Below are 19,420 nucleotides of genomic sequence, written 5' to 3'. Positions count from 1 at the left end.
ACCTGGAGTCACCGATCCGTCAGCCGACCCCCGGCAGCTGAGAACTGTCGGCGCACCGAGCACAGCCGAGGAGCAGCCATGGACAACACGGGGGAACCCGCGCAGGCACCGGCGCTGAGCCACCACCGGGACAGCCTGCTGCCGGCCGTGGCCGCCGCGCTGTCGCTGCGCGGCGGCGCGGTGCGGACCCTGGCGGGCGACAAGGGGGAGGCGGCCCCGCTGCTGCACCCGCTGGTGGCCGCCTTCCTGGCGGGGCTCCCGCTGGAGCAGCGGGAGCGGTTCCTCGGGCGGTGCCCGGAGGCGGTGCTGCTCTCGCAGTACCTGGCGGAGGTGGACGCCGGCCGCTCCAAGCGGGCCGCGCGCAAGCCGATGACGCTCCAGGAGGCCAGGAAGGCGCTCAAGGGCGCCCGGCTGACCACCGTTCGGATCCGGGAGGAGGGCGACCCGGCACACGGCACCCACGCGCCGCCGTGCCGGTCCTGCGCCCCGCTGCTGGAGCACCTGAACGTGGCCAGCGTGGCCGTCGGGCCGCCGGCCGGCTGACGGCCCGCGCCCCCGTCCCTGTCCCCGAACCTCTGGAGCACCCCCTGAACGCGACCGCTGTCCGTACCCAGCCCCGCTTCCCCGCCGACGTCGCCGCCGCGCTCAAGCACGCGGGCTGGCACCCCGGCCGCTGGGAGATCCGCCAGGCCGAGCAGTGGGCGGACGACCTGACGGCGCACGGCGGCCCGCTGGACCCCGCGCACTCGGTCTTCCCCGCCGCGATCGAGGCCTGGGCCGAGTTCGGCGGCCTCTCCTTCGACCTGGCCGGCGCCGGCCGGGAGCTGGCCCGCACCCCGTTCCTGCTGGACCCGCGCTGCGGCCTGCACCAGCCCCGCACCCTGGCCGACCTGGGCCGGGCGCTGGGCACCCGGGTGGCGCCGCTGGGCGAGGAGCTGTACGGGCAGGCGCTGCTGGCGATCGACGAGCAGGGCCGGGTGCTGAGCCTGGACCACACCGGGGAGTGGTTCCTCGGCGGCTCGATCGACCAGGCGCTGGCCACGCTGCTGCTCGGCCTGCCCCCGGAGCGTCTCACGGTGCAGGCCGCGCCCCCGATTTGACCGAAAGCCCCCGCGTACGCCCCGCGCGCGAGCAGACTGTGGCGCGATGCGGAATGTGGAGCTTTCGAGGAGATCCGCGATGAGCGAGCGTCACCCGCTCTTCGACAACGCCAAGTTCGCCGCGGTGGCGCTGGTGGTGTGCGCCCACACCTGGATGCCGCTGCTGGAGCGGGACCGCACCCTGGCCGCCGCGGTGCTGACGGTGGCGGCGTTCTCGATGCCGGTCTTCGTGACCCTGTGCGGGTACTTCTCCCGCCCCCGGCCGGGCCGGCCGCAGGTGGACGGCGCCCGGCTGGTCGCCGGGCTGGCCGTGCCGTACCTGGTGTTCCAGGTGCTCTACAACCTGGTGCCGATGGCGCTGGAGCGCCGGCTTGCCCCGATCCACCTGCTGGAGCCGCGCTGGCTCACCTGGTTCCTGCTCTCGCTGCTGATCTGGCGGCTGACCGTGCCGCTGTGGACGGCGCTGCGGTACCCGCTGCCGGTGGCCGTGGCGGTGGCGGCGGGCTTCGGGGCGGTGAACGCCTTCCCGCCGGAGCTCGCGCTCGGCCGGACCCTGGGCTTCCTGCCCTGGTTCGTGCTGGGCCTGGTGCTCACGCCGGACCGGTTCGCGCTGCTGCGCCGGCCCGCCGTCCGCCGGGCCGCGCCGGCGGTGCTGGCGGCGGTGTTCGCGGTGGTCTGGTGGGCGGTGCCGGGGCTGCTGGACCCGGGCTGGCTGGAGTACACCGAGAGCGCCGGGCAGCTGCGGGTCGGCTACCCCCTCTGGCTGGCCGTCCGGGTGGGGCTGGCGGCGCTCGCGCTGGTGGCGGGGGCGGCCTTCCTGGCGGTGCTGCCGGAGGGCCCCACCCGGTTCACGGCGCTCGGCGCGGCCTCGCTGTACGTCTACCTGCTGCACGGCTTCCCGCTGAAGCTGCTGCAGGCCTCGGGGGTGTACCGGGCGGGGGTGCTGCACCACTGGTACACCGCGCTGCCGCTGCTGGGGGCGTTCGCGCTGGGGCTGGCGGTGGTGCTGGCGCTGCCGCCGGTGGTGCGGCTGTTCGCGCCGGTGGTGCAGCCGCGGCTGGGGCGGCTACTGGCCGAGCCCGCCCGGGTGCACCGCCAGGCGTGAGGGCAGCACCGCCTCGACCCGGAAGCCGCCGCCCTCGGCCGGCCCGGCGGTGAAGCTGCCGCCGAGCGCCAGGACCCGCTCGCGCATCCCGACCAGCCCGTTGCCGCCGCTCGGCAGCAGCACGGCCGGTCCGCCAGCGGCGCGGTCGTTGACCACCGCGACCCGCACGCCGTTGGGCACGTACGCCAGCAGGACGGCGACCTGCGCGCCGCCGGCGTGCTTGTGGGCGTTGGTCAGGCCCTCCTGGACCACCCGGTAGGCGGTCTGCTCGGCCTCGTCGGCGTAGAGCCGGCGCTCGCCGCTGACGGTCAGGGTCACCGCCATCCCGGCGGCCCGGGACTGGTCGACCAGCCGGGGCAGCCGGGCCAGGGTGTCGGCGGGCTCGGCCTGCCGGGGCGCCTCGGTCATCCGCAGCACGCCGAGGATCTCGCGCAGCTCGTCCAGGGCCTGCCGGCCGACGTCGCCGACCAGCCGGGCGCTCTGCACGCCCTTCTCCGGGTCCTTGGGGATGATCCGCTCCAGCGCGGAGGCGTGCACCACCATCAGGCTGACCCGGTGGGCGACCACGTCGTGCATCTCCCGGGCGATCCGGGTGCGTTCCTCCAGCCGGGCCCGGGCGGCCCGCTCCCGGGCCTGCTCGGCGAGCAGCGAGAGCTCCGCCTCCAGGCCGTGGGCGCGGTCCTTGAGCGACTCCACCAGCCGCCGCCGGGCGCCCACGTACAGGCCGGTGACCACCGGCGGGACGGTCACCCCGATCGCCACCAGCGCCGCGAGCAGGACGAACACCCAGGTGGGCGGCAGCGGTTCGGGGGTGGGCCCGGAGGTGGGGGTGAACATCGCCAGCAGCGCCATGCCGAAGCTCTCGGCCAGCGCGAGCGCGGAGAGCGCCACCACCCGGCCGCGCCGGCTGGGCCACTCCCAGGTCGCCGCCAGGGTGTACAGCGAGACCACCATCAGCAGCACGCCGAACAGGGCGGGGACGAACACCAGGGCGACCACCACCGGCAGCACCGGCCACCGCCGCCGGACCAGCAGCGTCCCGCCGGCCAGTGCCCCCAGCACCGCCGACACCACGGCGAAGGGCTCCCCCAGCCCGAACCGGTCGATCGTCGCGGAGTACGCGCCGGCGGCGCACTCCAGCCCCGCCACGACGGCGAGGACCACATCCAGCAGCGCACTGCGGCGCCGTTCCCACCACCAGAGGCCGTGGGCCGGGCCGCCCCCCTCGGGCGACTTGCTCATGGGGGACAGCCTACGCAGTCGTCCGCCCGCCGGACCCGGGCCGGGGCACCCCCGGAGGATGTCCGGCATCCGGCCACTTCACGGACGCGGCACCCCGTGCCACCTATGCTGGTCGCGTCGGACAGCGCGGTCCGCACCCATCCCCGACAAGGCCGGCACCTGACGGCCGACGCGCGGAGGAGAGAGCCGTTGCCGAACCCCACCACCACAGGGAGACAGCCGTGACCGCTCCGGTCCCCACCTCGGCGGACAACCCCAGCCCACTGGACGACAATGCCGCGCTCCGCGCGGACATCCGCCGCCTGGGTGACCTGCTCGGCGAGACGCTCGTCCGTCAGGAGGGCCCCGAACTGCTGGGCCTGGTCGAGCAGGTCCGACTGCTCAGCCGCACCGACGGCGAGGCGACCGCCCAGCTGCTCGCCGACATCGACCTGGAGACCGCCGCCAAGCTCGTCCGGGCGTTCTCCACGTACTTCCACCTGGCGAACGTCACCGAGCAGGTGCACCGCGGCCGCGAGTTCGCCACCCGCCGGGCCCGTGAGGGCTCGCTGCTGGCGCAGACCGCGGACCAGCTCGCCGAGGCCGACCCCAAGCACCTCCAGGACACCCTGGCCCACCTGGCCGTCCGTCCGGTCTTCACCGCGCACCCCACCGAGGCGGCCCGCCGCAGCGTGCTCAACAAGCTCCGCCGGATCGGCGAGCTGCTGGAGCGGATCCACCGCGAGCACGCCGCCTCGGGCCTGGCCGAGGCCGACCCGGCCCGGCACACCTCCGCCCGCAGGCAGGCCGACCGCCGGCTCGCCGAGGTGATCGACCTGCTCTGGCAGACCGACGAGCTGCGGATCGCCCGCCCCGAGCCCACCGACGAGGCCCGCAACGCCGTCTACTACCTGGACGAGCTGTTCCGCGAGGCCGTCCCGGACGTGCTGGAGGAGCTGCACGAGGAGCTGGCCCGGGTCGGCCTGGCGCTGCCCGAGGGGGTCCGCCCGCTGACCTTCGGCACCTGGATCGGCGGCGACCGCGACGGCAACCCCAACGTCACCCCGCAGGTCACCTGGGACGTGCTCAACCTGCAGCACGAGTACGGCATCAAGGACGCCCTGGCGGCCGTCGACGACCTGCGCGCCTCGCTCTCCACCTCGGTCCGGCTGGCCGGCGCCTCGGAGGAGCTGCTCGCCTCGCTGGAGGCGGACCTGGTGCACCTGCCGGAGCTCAGCCCGCGCTACAAGCGGATGAACGCCGAGGAGCCGTACCGGCTGAAGGCCACCTGCATCCGGCTGAAGCTGGAGAACACCCGCGAGCGGCTGGCCGCGGGCACCCCGCACACCCCGGGCCGGGACTACGTCGGCACCCGCGAGCTGGTCGCCGACCTCAAGCTGATCCAGGACTCCCTGCGGGCCCACCGCGGCGGCCTGATCGCCGACGGCCGCCTCGCCCGCGCCATCCGCACCATCGAGGCGTTCGGCCTGCAGCTGGCCACCATGGACGTCCGCGAGCACGCCGAGGCCCACCACCACGCCCTCGGCCAGCTCTTCGACCGGCTCGGCGAGGAGGCCTGGCGCTACGCGGACATGCCGCGCGAGTACCGCCAGCGGCTGCTCGCCAAGGAGCTGCGCTCCCGCCGCCCGCTCGCCCCGATCCCGGCCCCGCTGGACGCGGCCGGCGCCAAGACCCTCGGGGTGTTCAGCACCATCCGGCAGGGCTTCGAGCGGTTCGGCGACGAGATCGTCGAGAGCTACATCATCTCGATGTGCCAGGGCGCCGACGACGTGTTCGCCGCCGTGGTGCTGGCCCGCGAGGCGGGTCTGGTCGACCTGCACTCCGGGGTCGCCAAGATCGGCATCGTCCCGCTCCTGGAGACCACCGACGAGCTGCAGCAGGCCGACCGGATCCTGGAGGAGATGCTCGCCGACCCGTCGTACCGGCTGCTGGTGTCGCTGCGCGGCGACGTCCAGGAGGTCATGCTCGGGTACTCGGACTCCTCCAAGTTCGGCGGTATCACCACCTCGCAGTGGGAGATCCACCGCGCCCAGCGCCGGCTGCGCGACGTGGCCCACCGGTACGGCATCCGGCTGCGCCTGTTCCACGGCCGCGGCGGGACCGTCGGCCGCGGCGGCGGCCCCTCGCACGAGGCGATCCTGGCCCAGCCCTGGGGCACCCTGGAGGGCGAGATCAAGGTGACCGAGCAGGGCGAGGTCATCTCCGACAAGTACCTGCTGCCCTCCCTGGCCCGGGAGAACCTGGAGCTGACCATCTCCGCCACGCTGTCCGCCTCGGCGCTGCACACCGCGCCGCGCCAGGCCCCGGAGGAGCTGGCCCGCTGGGACGCGGCGATGGACCAGGTCTCCGAGGCCGCCCACACCTCCTACCGGGCCCTGGTGGAGCAGGAGGACCTGCCGAAGTACTTCTTCGCCGCCACCCCGGTCGACCAGCTGGCCTCGCTGCACCTGGGCTCCCGCCCGTCCCGCCGCCCGGACTCGGGCGCCGGTCTGGACGGCCTGCGGGCCATCCCGTGGGTGTTCGGCTGGACGCAGTCCCGCCAGATCGTCCCCGGCTGGTACGGCGTCGGCTCCGGCCTGGCCGCCGCCCGCGCGGCGGGCCTGGGCGACGTGCTGGACGAGATGTACGGCCAGTGGCACTTCTTCCGCAACTTCCTGTCCAACGTCGCGATGACGCTGGCCAAGACCGACCTGCGGATCGCCCGCCACTACGTCGAGCAGCTGGTGCCCGCCGAGCTGCACCACGTCTTCGACCAGATCACGGCCGAGCACGAGCTCACCCTGAAGGAGGTGCTGCGGCTCACCGGCGAGAGCGAACTCCTGGAGCACAACCCGGTGTTGAAGCAGACCTTCACCGTCAGGGACGCCTACCTCGACCCGATCTCCTACCTCCAGGTCGCCCTGCTGCGCGACCAGCGCGAGCTGGCCGAGCACGGCCGCCAGGAGGACCCGCTGCGCGCCCGAGCGCTGCTGCTGACCGTGAACGGCATCGCCGCCGGCCTGCGCAACACGGGCTGACCGGCCTGACGGCACACCAGAAGCGGCCGGCCGTACGGGAGTCCCCGTACGGCCGGCCGCTTCTCAGTGGATGGTGACCTTGCCGGCGCGCTTGCGCCGCAGCCAGGTGGCCGCACCTCCGGCGACCACCACCAGCCCGCCGCCGACCGCGTAGACGCCGGCCGAGCCCACGCTCCCGGAGACCGGGTGCGGGCTCAGCTGCGCGGCGGCCGGGTCGGGGGAGCCCGAAGGCTCGACCCCCTCGGCGGCGGACGCCGGCGTCGCCCACCCGGCGACCGCCAGGCACAGCACGGCGCCCGAGACCATCCGCCCGACACGCTCCGACCGAACCACAGCCCCTACCCCCAGAGACGGCACCTCAACCCTTCGTACGGGACTGACCGTATCGGATGGCGGGGCCCGTCCCGGCCCCGATCGGACCCCCACCGGGCAAGCGTTGCACGAACGTTGCGTAATACCGCGTGGGTTTCTGACGAGAGGTCAGTGGTTCAGGAGTTGTACGTGCCCTGGGCGCGTTCCAGCCCCTCGGAGAGCAGCGCCTCCACCGCGTCCGCGGACCGGTCGACGAACCAGGCCAGGTCCTTGCGCTCGGTCGAGGAGAAGTCCTTGAGCACGAAGTCGGCGACCTCCATCCGGCCGGGCGGGCGGCCGATGCCGCAGCGCACCCGGTGGTAGTCCGGGCCCAGCGACTTGGTGATGGACTTCAGGCCGTTGTGGCCGTTGTCGCCGCCGCCGCACTTCAGCCGCAGGGCCGCGTAGTCGATGTCCAGCTCGTCGTGGACGGCGACGACCGCGGTGTTCGGCACCTTGTAGAAGTCCCGCAGCGCGGTGACCGGCCCGCCGGACAGGTTCATGAAGGCCATCGGCTTGGCCAGCACCACCCGGCGCCCGCCGAGACGCCCCTCGGCCACCTGGGCGCGGCTCTTGTGCGCCTTGAACCGGGCGCCCATCCGCTCGGCCAGCAGGTCCACCACCATGAAGCCGATGTTGTGGCGGTTGCGGGCGTACCCCTCCCCGGGGTTACCCAGACCGACCACCAGCCAGGGGCCGTCGTACCCGGCGTCACTCATCTGGTCTCGCTCCTTCTGCAGAGATCCACCATTGTCCCGGACACGCCGCTGCCCCGGCCTCTCCAGCGGAGCGGCCGGGGCAGCGGCGGAAGAACAGCCCTCAGGCTCAGGCCTCGACGACCTCGGCCTCGGCGGCCTCCTCCTCGGTGGCCTCGGGGGCCTGGGCGCCGATGACCTGCAGCACGACGGCGTCGGCGTCGACGGCCAGGGTGGCGCCCTTCGGCAGCACGATGTCGCCGGCGGTGATGGAGGCGCCGGCCTCCAGGCCCTCGACGGAGACGGTGACGGCCTCGGGCAGGTGGGTGGCCTCGGCCTCGATCGGCAGGGCGTTCAGCACGTTCTCGATCAGGTTGCCGCCGGGGGCCAGCTCGCCCTCGGTGTGGACCGGGATCTCGACGGTGACCTTCTCGCCGCGCTTCACCAGCAGCAGGTCGACGTGCTCGATGGAGCGCTTGATGGCCTCGCGCTGGACGGCCTTCGGCAGCACGTACTCGTCCTTGCCGTCGATCGGCACGACCAGCAGGGCGTTCGGGGTCTTCAGGGCCATCATCAGGTCGTGGCCGGGCAGGTTCAGGTGAACCGGGGCGTGGCCGTGGCCGTAGACGACACCGGGGACGAAGCCGGCGCGACGGGCGCGACGGGCGGCACCCTTGCCGAACTCGGTGCGGGACTCGGCGGCGAGACGGATCTCGGACATGCTGCACTCCTGGGGGGAAATACGGGTGCAGAAAGCGAAACCGCCGGAACCACACCCTCAAGTACATGGGGTCGCCCGGCGGAATTGATCCAGCGCGTCGATCACGGAGCACCTAGGCATCCCTCGCCGAGCAGTCTCTGAGTCTAACCGCAGCCCGGGTCAACCGTGAAATCGGCCCCCGGCGCCACGCGGGCGCCGGGGGCCGGTCCCGGACGGTCTCAGCCGACCGTGGGTCAGTGCACGCCCTCGAACAGGCTGGTGACCGAGCCGTCCTCGAAGACCTCCTTGATCGCGGCGGCGATCGAGGGGGCGATGGAGAGGGTGGTCACCTTGTCCAGCTGCAGCTGCTGCGGGGTGGGCAGGGTGTTGGTGAAGACGAACTCGCTGACCCGCGAGTTCTTCAGGCGGTCCGCGGCCGGGCCGGAGAGCACGCCGTGGGTGGCGGCCACGATGACGTCGGCGGCGCCGTTCTCGTACAGCGCGTCGGCGGCGGCGCAGATGGTGCCGGCGGTGTCGATCATGTCGTCGACCAGGACGCAGACCCGGTCCTGGACGTCACCGACGACCTCGGCCGACAGGATGGTGTTGGCCTGGGTCATGTCGCGGCGCTTGTGGATGATCGCCAGCGGGGCGCCGAGGCGGTCGCACCACTGGTCGGCGACCTTCACCCGGCCGGCGTCCGGGGAGACGATGGTGAGCCGGTCGCGGTCGACCCGCTCGCCCACGTAGTCGGCCAGCAGCGGCAGCGCGAAGAGGTGGTCCACCGGGCCGTCGAAGAAGCCCTGGATCTGCGCGGTGTGCAGGTCGACGGCCATCAGGCGGTCGGCGCCGGCCTGGCGGAGCAGGTCGGCGACCAGGCGGGCCGAGATGGGCTCGCGGCCGAGGTGCTTCTTGTCCTGGCGGGCGTACCCGTAGAACGGCAGGATCGCGGTGATGCTCCGGGCGGAGGCCCGCTTCAGAGCGTCGATCATGATCAGCTGCTCCATGATCCACTGGTTGATCGGAGCCGTGTGGCTCTGGATCACAAAGCAGTCCGCGCCACGCGCGGAGTCCAGGAACCGGACGTAGATCTCGCCGTTGGCGAAGTCCAGGGCCTTGGTCGGGACGAGCTCGGTGCCCAGCTCGCGGGCCACCTCCTCCGCCAGCTCGGGGTGGGCACGGCCGGAGAAGAGCTTCAGCTTCTTCTCACCCGACGTCGTGATCCCGCTCACTGCACCGTCTCCTCGCGTTGCTGCCGCACTTGGACCCGCTCCGGCGCACCCGGGCAAGACCCGGGCGGGCAGGTGGGCGGGGGAAATTGGGAGGTACGCCGAGGCGCGGACAGGGGCCCAGTGGCGCACGTATGTACACCAGGTTACGCGCCCCGGGCCGAACCCGGCGTGCCGGGACCACTCCTCAAGATCCCCCGCGACCGCCCGGACGCTACTTGGCCTCGTTGGCCGCGGCCGCCGCCGCGGCGGAGGAGGAACCCGGGCGCTTGCGCTCCACCCAGCCGGCGATGTTGCGCTGCTGGGCCCGGGCCACACCGAGCGAACCGGCCGGGACGTCGTTGGTGATCACCGAGCCGGCGGCCGTGTAGGCGCCGTCCCCGACCGTCACCGGGGCGATGAACATGTTGTCCGAGCCGGTTCGGCAGTGGGCGCCGATGACCGTGCGGTGCTTGTTGACCCCGTCGTAGTTGACCGTCACCGAGGCCGCGCCGACGTTGGAGCCCTCGCCGATGGTGGCGTCGCCGATGTACGACAGGTGGGGCACCTTGGCGCCCTCGCCCAGCTCGGAGTTCTTGATCTCCACGTAGGTGCCGGCCTTGGCCTTGCGGGCCAGCCGGGTGCCCGGCCGAAGGTAGGCGTACGGCCCGACGGAGGCCTCCTCGCCGATCTCGGCGCGGTCGGCCGTGGTGTTGGTCACACGGGCGCCGGCGCCGACCCGGGTGTCGGTGAGGGTGACGTTCGGGCCGACCTCGCAGCCCTCGCCGAGGTGGGTGGCGCCCTGCAGCTGGGTGTTGGGGAGCACCACGGCGTCCGGCTCGTAGCTCACCTGGACGTCGAACCAGGCGCTGGCCGGGTCGACCACGGTGACGCCCTCGCGCATCGCCCGCTCGACCAGCCGGCCGTTGAGGATCCGGCGGGCCTCGGCGAGCTGCACGCGGTCGTTGATGCCCAGCACGTCGCGGTGGTCGGCGGCGATCACCGCGCCGACCCGGTGGCCGGCCGTGCGCAGGATCTCCAGGGTGTCGGTGAGGTACTCCTCGCCCTGCACGTTGTCGGTGTCGAGCTGGGACAGCGCCGAGGCGAGCAGCTTGGCGTCGAAGGCGAAGACCCCGGAGTTGATCTCGGAGACGGCGCGCTGCTCCTCGGTGGCGTCCTTGTGCTCGACGATGGCGGCCACGGCGCCGTCGCCGTCGCCGTCGCGCAGGATCCGGCCGTAGCCGGTGGCGTCCGGCACCTCGGCGGTCAGCACGGTCACGCCGTTGCCCTGGGCGTGGTGGGCGGCGGCCAGGGCGGACAGGGTCCCTCCGGTCAGCAGCGGGGCGTCGCCGGTGGTGACGATCACGGTGCCGTCCAGCTCGACGCCGTCGGCGGCGAGCACCTCCAGCGCGGTGCGCACGGCGTGCCCGGTGCCGTTCTGCTCCAGCTGCACCGCGGTACGGGCGCCGGGGTGGTGGGCGGCCAGGTGCTCCTGGACCAGCTCGCGCATGTGGCCGATGACGACCACCAGGTGCGCGGGCTCCAGCTGCTCGGCGGCGGCCACCGCGTGGCCCACCAGCGACCGGCCGCAGAGCGAGTGCAGCACCTTGGGCAGGGCCCGGGACTTCATCCGGGTGCCGCCCCCGGCGGCGAGCACGATCACGGCGGCGGTCTGGTTGGCACTCACGCGGGGGCTCCTCGGTCGTCCTGTGAGGGGTGTGTCTGCCCGGCCCGACCCGCACAGCCGCGCCACGGCAGCTCTGAGAATAGTTGCCCCGGGAGGGCGCCCGGCTTCTCCGGACGCGGGCGGGGGCTTGGCCCGCTGGGCTCCCGGAGGAGGATTCGAACCCCCATAAGCTGGACCAAAACCAGCTGTCCTGCCCTTAGACGATCCGGGATCGACTGCCAGCGCCCCGATCTCAGGCGGGCAACGCAGCCCTAAGAGTACGGGGTGTGACGCCGCACATCCACCACCGTCTCCGAGCCGTCGGGAGCGGTGCGCGCGACACGTCTTCCCTTCGGACGTCCGATTACCTACGATGCCGTAGGTTACGGCCACGTAGGTATCGCTCCTTCCCCCCTTGGGACCTCTCATGACCATTCAGGCCGACGAGGCGCGCCCGCAGGCGGCCGACGTCACCGTCGTTCCGCTGTCCGCCACCATGGGGGGCGAGAGGCAGGGGCTGGCCGAGCGGATCACGCTCGGGCTGTTCATCGCGCTGCCGTTCGCGGCGCTGGTCGCGGCCGTGCCGGTGGCCTGGGGCTGGGGCCTCAGCTGGCTGGACCTGGCGCTCGCCACGGCGATGTACTTCCTCACCTGCCACGGCATCACCATCGGCTACCACCGCTACTTCACCCACGGCTCCTTCAAGCCCAACCGCGGCCTGAAGGCGGCGCTGGCGATCGCCGGCAGCATGGCCGTGGAGGGCCCGCTGGTCCGCTGGGTGGCCGACCACCGCAAGCACCACCGGTTCAGCGACAAGGAGGGCGACCCGCATTCGCCCTGGCGCTACGGCGAGTCCGTGCCGGCGCTGCTGAAGGGCCTGTGGTGGGCGCACATGGGCTGGCTGTTCGACGAGGAGCAGACCTCGCAGGTGAAGTACGCGCCGGACCTGGTCAACGACCCGGTGATCCGGCGGATCTCCCGGCTGTTCTGGCTCTGGACCACCCTCTCCCTGGCGCTGCCGCCGCTGGTCGGCGGTCTGGTGACGCTCTCCTGGCACGGCGCGCTGACCGCCTTCTTCTGGGGCTCGCTGGTCCGGGTCGCGCTGCTGCACCACGTCACCTGGTCGATCAACTCGATCTGCCACGCGGTGGGCGAGCGGCCGTTCAAGTCCCGGGACCGGTCCGGCAACGTGTGGTGGCTGGCGGTCCTCTCCTGCGGCGAGTCCTGGCACAACCTGCACCACGCCGACCCGACCAGCGCCCGGCACGGGGTGCTCCGCGGGCAGGTCGACTCCTCCGCCCGGCTGATCCGCTGGTTCGAGCTGGCCGGCTGGGCCCGGGACGTCCGCTGGCCCAGCACGCAGCGGATCGCCGCCCGCCGCGCCGGATGACTCCTCCGCTGAAGCATCATGTAGGGGTGAACGGGAGCAACGGAGACAGCGCGGCCGGCCATCAGAGCGCACGGCAGCCCGCCCGCGGCGGCAAGACCGGCGGGCGGGTCCGGATGACCGGCAAGCAGCGGCGCGAGCAGCTGCTGGAGATCGGCCGCGCGGTCTTCGCCGAGCGCGGGTACGACGGGACCTCGGTGGAGGAGATCGCCGAGCGCGCCGGGGTGTCCAAGCCGGTGGTCTACGAGCACTTCGGCGGCAAGGAGGGCCTGTACGCCGTCGTGGTCGACCGCGAGATGCAGCTGCTCCTCGACATGGTCACCGGCGCGCTGACCGGCGGGCACTCCCGCGAGCTGCTGGAGCAGGCGGCGTTCGCGCTGATGGACTACATCGACACCTCCACCGACGGCTTCAAGATCCTGGTCCGGGACTCGCCGGTGGCCCAGGCGACCGGCAGCTTCGCCTCGCTGATCAGCGACATCGCCACCCAGGTCGAGGACATCCTGGGCCTGGAGTTCAAGTCCCGGGGCTTCGACGCCCGGCTGGCGCCGATGTACTCGCAGATGCTGGTGGGCATGGTCGCGCTGACCGGCCAGTGGTGGCTGGAGGTCCGCAAGCCCGCCAAGGCCGAGGTGGCGGCCCACCTGGTGAACCTCGCCTGGCACGGCCTGGAGGGCCTGGAGCGGCACCCGAAGCTGGTCGGCGACCGCAGGGCGTGAGTACCGGACGCGGCCGTCCCCGGGGCGCACCCGGGCGGTCCGCGTGGGAAGGCGGGGGGCCTCGGGCCCGTCGTACGCTGGCGAGGGCGACGTTTGGACGGTTCCACCGTGGTCTTCGTTCTCGCGATCGGCGCGGCCTGCTTCCTCGGCCTCGGATTCGTACTCCAGCAGCACGCGGCACAGCGCGCACCCAAGTCCGACATGCTGCACTGGCGCCTGATCAAGGACCTGATGCAGATGCCGGACTGGCTGCTCGGGGTCTGCTTCATGGTTCTCGGCCTGGTGCTGAGCGCCCTGGCGCTGGACATCGGCGAGGTGTCGCTGGTCGAGCCGCTGCTCGCCACCAACCTGGTCTTCGCGATGGTGCTGGCGCGGGTGCTGACCCGGCAGTCGCTGGGCCGGTCCGGCTGGGCGGGGGTGGCGCTGATCGCCCTGGGGGTGACGTCCTTCATCGTGGCGGGCAAACCCCAGGGCGGCGGGCAGCCCGCCGGGGAGCTCCGCTACTGGCTGGTCTTCGGGATCGTCGCCGGGCTGGCCCTGATCCTGGTGACCACCGCCCGGCACCTCCCGCTCTTCGAGGAGGCCACCCTGCTCGCACTGGCCGCCGGACTGCTGTACGGGCTCCAGGACGCCCTCACCCGGTCCACCGCCGAGAAGATCGACGACGCCGGGATGGGGGCCGCGCTGTCCAGCTGGCAGCCGTACACGGTGGTGCTGATCGGGGTGGTGGGGCTGCTGCTGGTGCAGTCCGCCTTCGAGGCGGCGCCGCTGCGGATGTCCCTCCCCGCCCTCACCGCCGCCCAGCCCATCGCCGGCATCGCCTGCGCGGTCGGCTTCCTCGGCGACCGCCTCCGCGTCACCCCGCTCGCCCTCACCTTCCAGGCGCTCGGCCTCGCCGCCATCGTCGCCGGCGTCGTCATCCTCGGCCGCCACCCCGCCATGCCGGGCAGTACCAAGGACGCCGCCCCCTGACCGGCCTTCCGACGGAAGCACCCGGGTCACCACGACGGGGGCGACCCGATCGCCGTCTCAGCGGCGGATGCCCACCGCGAAGATCCGGCGGAAGGGGAACACCGTCCCGTACTCCCCCCGCGGGTACGCGTCGCGGAGCAGTGCCCGGTACTCCTCCGTGAACGCCGCCCGCTCCACCGGGTCGTCCAGGCGGGCGAGCACCGGTCGCAGGGCCGTCCCTGCGACCCACTGCAGCACCGGGTCCTCCCCGTCCAGCAGGGTGCTGTAGGTGGTCTCCCAGACGTCCGCCCGGCAGCCGGCCGCGAGCAGGGTCTCCAGGTACCGCTCCGGACCGTGCACCGGGGTCCGGCGGGCGCCCTCGCCGAGGATGTCCCGCCAGCGGGGGCTGAGCCGCAGGTCGGCGAGGAGGGTGTGGCTGGGCGCGTCGAAGTTGCCGGGCACCTGGATCGCGATCACCCCGCCGGGCCGCAGCGCCTCGGCCCACCGTCCGAGCAGGGCCAGGTGCCCCTCCACCCACTGGAGGGTGGCGTTGCTGGCGATGAGGTCGGGACGGTCGGCGGCCACGTCGTAGCCGGTGGCGTCGGCGAGCCGGTACTCGGCGCCGGGTTCGCCCTCGGTGCGGGCGGCGGCGATCATCTCGGCGGAGTTGTCGACGCCGATCAGGGTGGCGTCGGGCCAGCGCCGGCGGAGCACGGCGGTGGAGTTGCCGGGCCCGCAGCCGATGTCCAGCACCACGGGTGCGGGGGGCAGTTCGGGGACGCGGGCGAGGAGTTCCCCGAAGGGCCGGGTGCGCTCGTCGGCGAAGCGGAGGTACTGCTGCGGATCCCAGGTGGACATGGTGAACCCTCGCAAAGTATCTCGACATCAAGATATCTCTCGTGAATCAGCGTGCACTTTGTTATCTCTTGATGTCAAGAGACTTCACATCGACACAACCACCGATACACTGATCGCCATGGAGGACGAGGTCGACCGCCTGGTCGCAGCATGGCGCCGAGAGCGCCCCGACCTCGACGTGGAACCGCTCGAGGTGCTCAGCCGGGTCAGTCGACTCGCCCGGCACCTGGACCGTGCCCGCCGTACGGCGTTCGCCGAACACGGTCTGGAGCCGTGGGAGTTCGACGTGCTGACCGCCCTCCGCCGGGCCGGCTCCCCGTACCAGCTCTCGCCGGGGCAGCTGCTCACCCAGACGCTGGTGACCTCCGGCACCATGACCAACCGGATCGACCGGCTGACCGGCAAGGGCCTGGTCAGGCGGCTGCCCGACCCGGACGACCGGCGTGGCGTCCTGGTCCGGCTGACCGACGACGGCCGGGACAAGGCCGACCAGGCGCTGGCCGGGCTGCTGGCCCACGAGCGCGAGCTGCTCGCCCAGCTCAGCTCCGGTCAGCAGGACGAACTCGCCGCCCTGCTGCGCCGCCTGATCGCCCCGTTCGACCGCGCCGGCTGACCCTTCCCCGGCCCGGATCCGCTCCGGAGCGTTACTCCGCCCCGGTGCCGCCCGCCCGGGCGAACCCGCAGGCACGCCGCCCGCCGCCGCCCCGATCCACGGCGGCGCCTGCGCGAACACCCGGTCACCGTCCGCCCCGCCACCGGGTGCGCCGGGCACCGCCGTGCTCTGCTGGAAGCCTCTGCCGGGTGACGCTACGTCACCCCGGCGCGCCTTCCGAGGAGACCCCGTGCCCCGCTTCCCCCGACTCGCCGGCGCCCTCGGCGCCGCGGCCGCCGCCCTGGCGCTGCTCGCCGCCTCACCCGCCACCGCGGTCGCCCCGCCGCTGTCCGACGCCCGGATCCTGGTCCACCTCGACCTGGCGGCCGGCCAGATGCCCGAGAACAGCGCGCCCGAGCCGGACGGCTCCCTGGACGTGACCTTCCTCCGCGCCGCCCAGATCGCCCGGATCTCCCCGGCGGGCGGGGTGACCGTCCTGGCCGACCTGCCGTTCGAGGAGAACCCGAACACCCCGCTGGTGGGCTTCGCCGCCGCCACCGGCCTCGCCCGGGCCCACGACGGGACGCTCTACGCCGCGTACGCCACCGGCACCCCGCTCACCGGCGTCTACCGGCTGGACTGCGACGGCACCCTGACCCGGATCGCCCAGCTGCCGCCCGACGGTCTGCCCAACGGCCTGGCCCTGGACGAGGAGGCCGGCGTGCTCTACTCCGCCGACTCGGCGCAGGGCGTGGTCCGGCGGATCCCCCTGGACGGCGGCGAGCCCACGGTCTGGGCCTCCGGGACGCTGCTGGAGCCGACCGCATTCATCGGCGCCAACGGCATCAAGGTGCACCACCACGCGGTCTGGGTGAGCAACACCGACCGCGGCCTCCTGCTGCGCATCCCGGTCCGGCACGACGGCACCGCCGGCCCGATCGGGACGGCCGTGGAGGACCTCGGCGGCATCGACGACTTCACCTTCACCGGCGAGCACCAGGACACCGTGCTGGCCGCGCTCAACCTCTCGAACCAGGTGGCGTACGTGAACGTCCGGGACGGCTCGCGCACCATCGTGCTGACCGCCGACGACGGCCTGACCAGCCCCACCTCGGTGGCCGTCCACCGCAGCACCGTCTTCGTGACCAGCGCCGCCTTCAACCCGCCGCCGGACCCCAACGTGCTCACCGCCCGCCTCCACCGCTGACGGCCGCACGCCGCGGGCCCGGCCGCACCACGGGGCCGGGCCGGCGGCGGACGGCGGTCAGAACCCGTCGGGGTACGGCGCGCTCAGCGCCGGAACCGGGTCCGCCTCCGGCGCGCGGTAGCCGGGGAGCAGGTCGGCGAGCCGGTCGCGGACCTCCGCGTCGGCGTTGACCGCAGCGGCCTCGTACAGGCCGGTGAGCCCGCCCGCCAGGTCCTCCGGGCCGGCCGACCCGCCGGCCACGGTGGCGAGGATCCGGGCGTGCGCGGTGGGCAGCCGTTCCTCCCCCTCGGAGAACAGCGCCTCGTTGAGCTTCTCCCCGGCGCGCAGGCCGGTGTAGCGGATCTCCACGTCCTCGGCGCCGAGCTGCACCTGCTCGGCGAAGTTGTGCACCAGGTCGACGATCCGGACCGGCTCGCCCATGTCGAGGACGAACACCTCGCCGCCCTCGGCCATCCGTCCGGCCTCCAGCACCAGGCCGACGGCCTCCTCGATGGTCATGAAGAAGCGGGTCACGTCCGGGTGGGTGATGGTCACCGGGCTGCCGCTGCGCAGCTGCTCCTCCAGGACCGAGAGCAGCGAGCCGCGGGAGCCCAGCACGTTGCCGAAGCGGACGGCGGAGAACACCCCGGTGCCGAGGTTGCGGGCGTCGCGGGCGTTGGCCTGGACGATCAGCTCGGCGAGCCGCTTGCTGGCGCCGAGTACCGAGGTCGGGTCGGCCGCCTTGTCGGTGGAGATCAGCACGAACCGCTCCACGCCGGTGTCCAGCGCGGCCTCGACCAGGTTGTCGGTGCCGAGGACGTTGGACTTCACCGCCTCGGAGGGGTGGCGCTCCAGCAGCGGCAGGTGCTTGTGGGCGGCGGCGTGGAAGACCACCTCGGGCTTGAGGTCGCGAAAGATCTGCTGGATCCGCGGGCGGTCCCGGATGTCGGCGATCACCAGGGAGTCGTCGGTGAGCAGGGCCTCGCCCCAGATCTCCAGCTGGAGGCGGTGCAGGTTGGACTCGTCGTGGTCGAGCATGTAGAGCGCGGACGGGTCGAAGGCGTGCACCTGACGGCAGAGCTCACTGCCGATCGAGCCGCCGGCGCCGGTCACCAGGACCCGCCGGCCCTCGATCACGGCCCGGACGTCCGGTGAGACCACGTGCACCTCGTGCCGGCCGATCAGCCGGTTGACGTCCAGGGTGCGCATGTCCGAGCCGACCACCTCGCGGCGGAGCGCGGCGAGGAAGCTGGGAAGGTAACGGACGGCGGCGCCGGCCGCCGCGGCGGCGGTGGCGAGCTCGCGGACCCGGTGGTGCGGCAGGCCCGGGATGGCCAGGGCGACCACCTGGGCGCGGTGCTCCACGGCGAGGTCGGTGAGCTGGGCGAGGGTGCCGAGCACCGCGATGCCGTCGATCTCCCGGCCGGCCTTGGCCGGGTCGTCGTCGAGGACGCCGACCGGGGCGAGCCCGAACTCCGGTGCCCGGTGCAGGTCGCGGACCAGGGCGGATCCGGCCGCGCCTGCGCCGATCACCAGGGTCCGCAGGCCGAGGGCCGGATCGGACCCCCGGGGGAAGGGGATGCTGGACAAACTGGACATGCCGAGGCGTACGGCGGTGCGGTGCGGCGACATCTGTCCTCCGGTCTCGCTGACCTGACGGAGTCGGGTATCTGGTGCGGCGGGCTGCTCAGCCGGCGCCGGGGCCTGCGCTCGAAGCGACGGTCGGGATGACGGGTACGGCGTGCGGGGCCGGTGGCTCCGAGGGCGTGATCCCCGCCCGGCGGGCCACCGCGACGGCGGCGAGGGTGGAGTGCACCCCCAGCTTGCCGAGCACGTTCTGCATGTGGGTGCGCACGGTGTGCGGCGAGAGGTAGAGCCGCTCGGCGACCGCCTGGCGGCCGAGGCCGGCGACCATGCAGCGGAGCACCTCCTCCTCGCGCGGGGTGAGGGCGGCGACCAGCCGCTCGCTCTCCGAGCGGTCGCGCCGGGCCGAGGTGAGTTCGCGCACCACGCCGGTGAGCAGGGTGGGCGGGAGGTGGGTCTCGTCGCGGAGCACGCCGCGGACCACGCCCATCAGGGTGCCGAGGGTGCAGTCCTTGGCGACCCAGCCGCTGGCTCCGGCCTGCAGGGCGAGGACGGCGCGGTGCGGGTCGTCCGCCGCGGCCAGGACGACGGCGCGCAGGTCGGGGTAGGCCCGGCGGACCCGGGCGAGCAGGGCGATGCCGTCCATCGAGGGCCCGCCGGCCGGGCGCGGGGCGGCCGGTGCGGTGGCGGCGGGCCGGGCGGGGGCGGGCCGGGCGGTGGACAGGGCGGCCGGGTGCGGATGCGGGGCCCGGCGCGGGGCCGGGACGGCCCAGGCGGCCTGGCGGGCGGCGGTGTCCGGGTACGCCGGGCGGGCCGGCGGGAGCGGGGCGAGGTCGCCGTCGATCAGCACCACGCCGTACGGGCGCTGCTCGGCGGCCGCGCGCTCCAGGGCGCGCTCGGCGGCGGCGGCGCTGCCGGCCGCTCCGACGTCGACGTCCGGCTCGGTGGCCAGTGCCGTGGCGAGTGCCTCGGCGAAGATCCGGTGGTCGTCGACCACCAGGACGCGGATCCGCCCCATCGTTCCGTCCCCCCTGCCTCGACCCGGCCCCCACCGGTACG

18 protein-coding genes and 1 tRNA gene are annotated in these 19,420 nt (G+C 73.6%); 9 read left to right on the top strand and 10 right to left on the bottom strand.

From position 1 onward, the window contains the following. Positions 1 to 78: 78 nt before the first annotated feature. The 3 genes from ABWK59_RS20500 (at position 79) to ABWK59_RS20490 (ending at position 2,205) form a co-directional block, all read left to right on the top strand. Positions 79 to 543, top strand: coding sequence for a YwqJ-related putative deaminase (locus ABWK59_RS20500; protein WP_354642058.1), 465 nt, complete (start codon positions 79 to 81; stop codon positions 541 to 543). 32 nt (positions 544 to 575) lie between these two features. Then, complete coding sequence (locus ABWK59_RS20495) at positions 576 to 1,100, top strand: SUKH-3 domain-containing protein (protein ID WP_354645032.1); 525 nt, start codon at positions 576 to 578, stop codon at positions 1,098 to 1,100. Positions 1,101 to 1,179: 79 nt separating this feature from the next. After that, positions 1,180 to 2,205 (top strand): acyltransferase family protein, encoded by a 1,026-nt coding sequence (locus ABWK59_RS20490; protein WP_354642057.1) that lies wholly within the window; start codon positions 1,180 to 1,182, stop codon positions 2,203 to 2,205. Here ABWK59_RS20490 and ABWK59_RS20485 read toward each other — a convergent pair. Further along, entirely contained in the window at positions 2,167 to 3,447 is a 1,281-nt protein-coding gene (locus tag ABWK59_RS20485; RefSeq protein ID WP_354642056.1) for a sensor histidine kinase, read from the bottom strand. The genes ABWK59_RS20490 and ABWK59_RS20485 overlap by 39 nt on opposite strands. A gap of 221 nt (positions 3,448 to 3,668) precedes the next feature. On the opposite strand from ABWK59_RS20485, the gene ppc reads away from it, so the two are divergent. Further along, on the top strand, positions 3,669 to 6,464 hold the full coding sequence (gene ppc, locus ABWK59_RS20480; protein WP_354642055.1) for a phosphoenolpyruvate carboxylase: 2,796 nt from the start codon (positions 3,669 to 3,671) through the stop codon (positions 6,462 to 6,464). A gap of 63 nt (positions 6,465 to 6,527) precedes the next feature. Here the strand turns inward: ppc and ABWK59_RS20475 are convergent, their stop codons facing one another. The 6 genes from ABWK59_RS20475 to ABWK59_RS20450 form a co-directional block, all read right to left on the bottom strand. Beyond that, positions 6,528 to 6,770, bottom strand: a complete 243-nt coding sequence (locus tag ABWK59_RS20475) for a hypothetical protein (protein WP_354642054.1) — start codon at positions 6,768 to 6,770, stop codon at positions 6,528 to 6,530. A 182-nt stretch (positions 6,771 to 6,952) separates the two neighbouring features. Then, entirely contained in the window at positions 6,953 to 7,534 is a 582-nt protein-coding gene (gene pth / locus ABWK59_RS20470) for an aminoacyl-tRNA hydrolase (RefSeq protein ID WP_354642053.1), read from the bottom strand. Between the two features lie 106 nt (positions 7,535 to 7,640). Further along, positions 7,641 to 8,231, bottom strand: coding sequence for a 50S ribosomal protein L25/general stress protein Ctc (locus ABWK59_RS20465; protein ID WP_354642052.1), 591 nt, complete (start codon positions 8,229 to 8,231; stop codon positions 7,641 to 7,643). A gap of 233 nt (positions 8,232 to 8,464) precedes the next feature. Then, positions 8,465 to 9,442, bottom strand: coding sequence for a ribose-phosphate diphosphokinase (locus tag ABWK59_RS20460; protein ID WP_354642051.1), 978 nt, complete (start codon positions 9,440 to 9,442; stop codon positions 8,465 to 8,467). A 211-nt stretch (positions 9,443 to 9,653) separates the two neighbouring features. Beyond that, positions 9,654 to 11,105, bottom strand: a complete 1,452-nt coding sequence (gene glmU, locus ABWK59_RS20455) for a bifunctional UDP-N-acetylglucosamine diphosphorylase/glucosamine-1-phosphate N-acetyltransferase GlmU (protein ID WP_354642050.1) — start codon at positions 11,103 to 11,105, stop codon at positions 9,654 to 9,656. A 140-nt stretch (positions 11,106 to 11,245) separates the two neighbouring features. Beyond that, positions 11,246 to 11,316 (bottom strand) — tRNA-Gln (locus ABWK59_RS20450). A 195-nt stretch (positions 11,317 to 11,511) separates the two neighbouring features. On the opposite strand from ABWK59_RS20450, the gene ABWK59_RS20445 reads away from it, so the two are divergent. The 3 genes from ABWK59_RS20445 (at position 11,512) to ABWK59_RS20435 (ending at position 14,162) form a co-directional block, all read left to right on the top strand. Then, positions 11,512 to 12,474 (top strand): acyl-CoA desaturase, encoded by a 963-nt coding sequence (locus tag ABWK59_RS20445; protein WP_354642049.1) that lies wholly within the window; start codon positions 11,512 to 11,514, stop codon positions 12,472 to 12,474. Positions 12,475 to 12,500: 26 nt separating this feature from the next. Beyond that, a complete protein-coding gene (locus tag ABWK59_RS20440) occupies positions 12,501 to 13,190 on the top strand; it encodes a TetR/AcrR family transcriptional regulator (protein ID WP_354642048.1) in 690 nt (229 codons plus the stop codon). A gap of 108 nt (positions 13,191 to 13,298) precedes the next feature. Then, entirely contained in the window at positions 13,299 to 14,162 is an 864-nt protein-coding gene (locus tag ABWK59_RS20435; RefSeq protein WP_354642047.1) for a DMT family transporter, read from the top strand. A 57-nt stretch (positions 14,163 to 14,219) separates the two neighbouring features. Here the strand turns inward: ABWK59_RS20435 and ABWK59_RS20430 are convergent, their stop codons facing one another. Beyond that, positions 14,220 to 14,999, bottom strand: a complete 780-nt coding sequence (locus ABWK59_RS20430; RefSeq protein ID WP_354642046.1) for a methyltransferase domain-containing protein — start codon at positions 14,997 to 14,999, stop codon at positions 14,220 to 14,222. A 118-nt stretch (positions 15,000 to 15,117) separates the two neighbouring features. On the opposite strand from ABWK59_RS20430, the gene ABWK59_RS20425 reads away from it, so the two are divergent. Both ABWK59_RS20425 and ABWK59_RS20420 read left to right on the top strand, forming a co-directional pair. Then, positions 15,118 to 15,612, top strand: coding sequence for a MarR family winged helix-turn-helix transcriptional regulator (locus ABWK59_RS20425; RefSeq protein WP_354642045.1), 495 nt, complete (start codon positions 15,118 to 15,120; stop codon positions 15,610 to 15,612). A gap of 229 nt (positions 15,613 to 15,841) precedes the next feature. Beyond that, positions 15,842 to 16,798 (top strand): SMP-30/gluconolactonase/LRE family protein, encoded by a 957-nt coding sequence (locus ABWK59_RS20420; protein WP_354642044.1) that lies wholly within the window; start codon positions 15,842 to 15,844, stop codon positions 16,796 to 16,798. A 57-nt stretch (positions 16,799 to 16,855) separates the two neighbouring features. On the opposite strand, the gene ABWK59_RS20415 is transcribed toward ABWK59_RS20420, so the two are convergent. Both ABWK59_RS20415 and ABWK59_RS20410 read right to left on the bottom strand, forming a co-directional pair. Further along, entirely contained in the window at positions 16,856 to 18,376 is a 1,521-nt protein-coding gene (locus tag ABWK59_RS20415) for a polysaccharide biosynthesis protein (RefSeq protein ID WP_420492813.1), read from the bottom strand. A gap of 88 nt (positions 18,377 to 18,464) precedes the next feature. After that, positions 18,465 to 19,379: a response regulator transcription factor gene (locus ABWK59_RS20410; protein ID WP_354642042.1), complete on the bottom strand. Its 915-nt coding sequence runs from the start codon at positions 19,377 to 19,379 to the stop codon at positions 18,465 to 18,467. Between the last annotated feature and the right edge of the window lie 41 nt (positions 19,380 to 19,420).

It is taken from the genome of Kitasatospora sp. HUAS MG31 (assembly GCF_040571325.1).
GTDB lineage: Bacteria > Actinomycetota > Actinomycetes > Streptomycetales > Streptomycetaceae > Kitasatospora > Kitasatospora camelliae.
Note: the sequence above shows the minus strand (reverse complement) of the source record. Positions and strands in the feature narration are given on the sequence as shown.

Bases quoted from the DNA above. Each gene is read 5' to 3' on its own strand.
- ABWK59_RS20425 (WP_354642045.1), top strand. From the start codon at position 15,118: ATGGAGGACGAGGTCGACCGCCTGGTCGCAGCATGGCGCCGAGAGCGC.
- ABWK59_RS20410 (WP_354642042.1), bottom strand. From the start codon at position 19,379: ATGGGGCGGATCCGCGTCCTGGTGGTCGACGACCACCGGATCTTCGCC.
- ABWK59_RS20415 (WP_420492813.1), bottom strand. From the start codon at position 18,376: ATGTCCAGTTTGTCCAGCATCCCCTTCCCCCGGGGGTCCGATCCGGCC.
- ABWK59_RS20465 (WP_354642052.1), bottom strand. From the start codon at position 8,231: ATGTCCGAGATCCGTCTCGCCGCCGAGTCCCGCACCGAGTTCGGCAAG.
- ABWK59_RS20445 (WP_354642049.1), top strand. From the start codon at position 11,512: ATGACCATTCAGGCCGACGAGGCGCGCCCGCAGGCGGCCGACGTCACC.
- ABWK59_RS20485 (WP_354642056.1), bottom strand. From the start codon at position 3,447: ATGAGCAAGTCGCCCGAGGGGGGCGGCCCGGCCCACGGCCTCTGGTGG.
- ABWK59_RS20490 (WP_354642057.1), top strand. From the start codon at position 1,180: ATGAGCGAGCGTCACCCGCTCTTCGACAACGCCAAGTTCGCCGCGGTG.
- pth (WP_354642053.1), bottom strand. From the start codon at position 7,534: ATGAGTGACGCCGGGTACGACGGCCCCTGGCTGGTGGTCGGTCTGGGT.
- ABWK59_RS20475 (WP_354642054.1), bottom strand. From the start codon at position 6,770: ATGGTCTCGGGCGCCGTGCTGTGCCTGGCGGTCGCCGGGTGGGCGACG.
- ABWK59_RS20500 (WP_354642058.1), top strand. From the start codon at position 79: ATGGACAACACGGGGGAACCCGCGCAGGCACCGGCGCTGAGCCACCAC.
- ABWK59_RS20430 (WP_354642046.1), bottom strand. From the start codon at position 14,999: ATGTCCACCTGGGATCCGCAGCAGTACCTCCGCTTCGCCGACGAGCGC.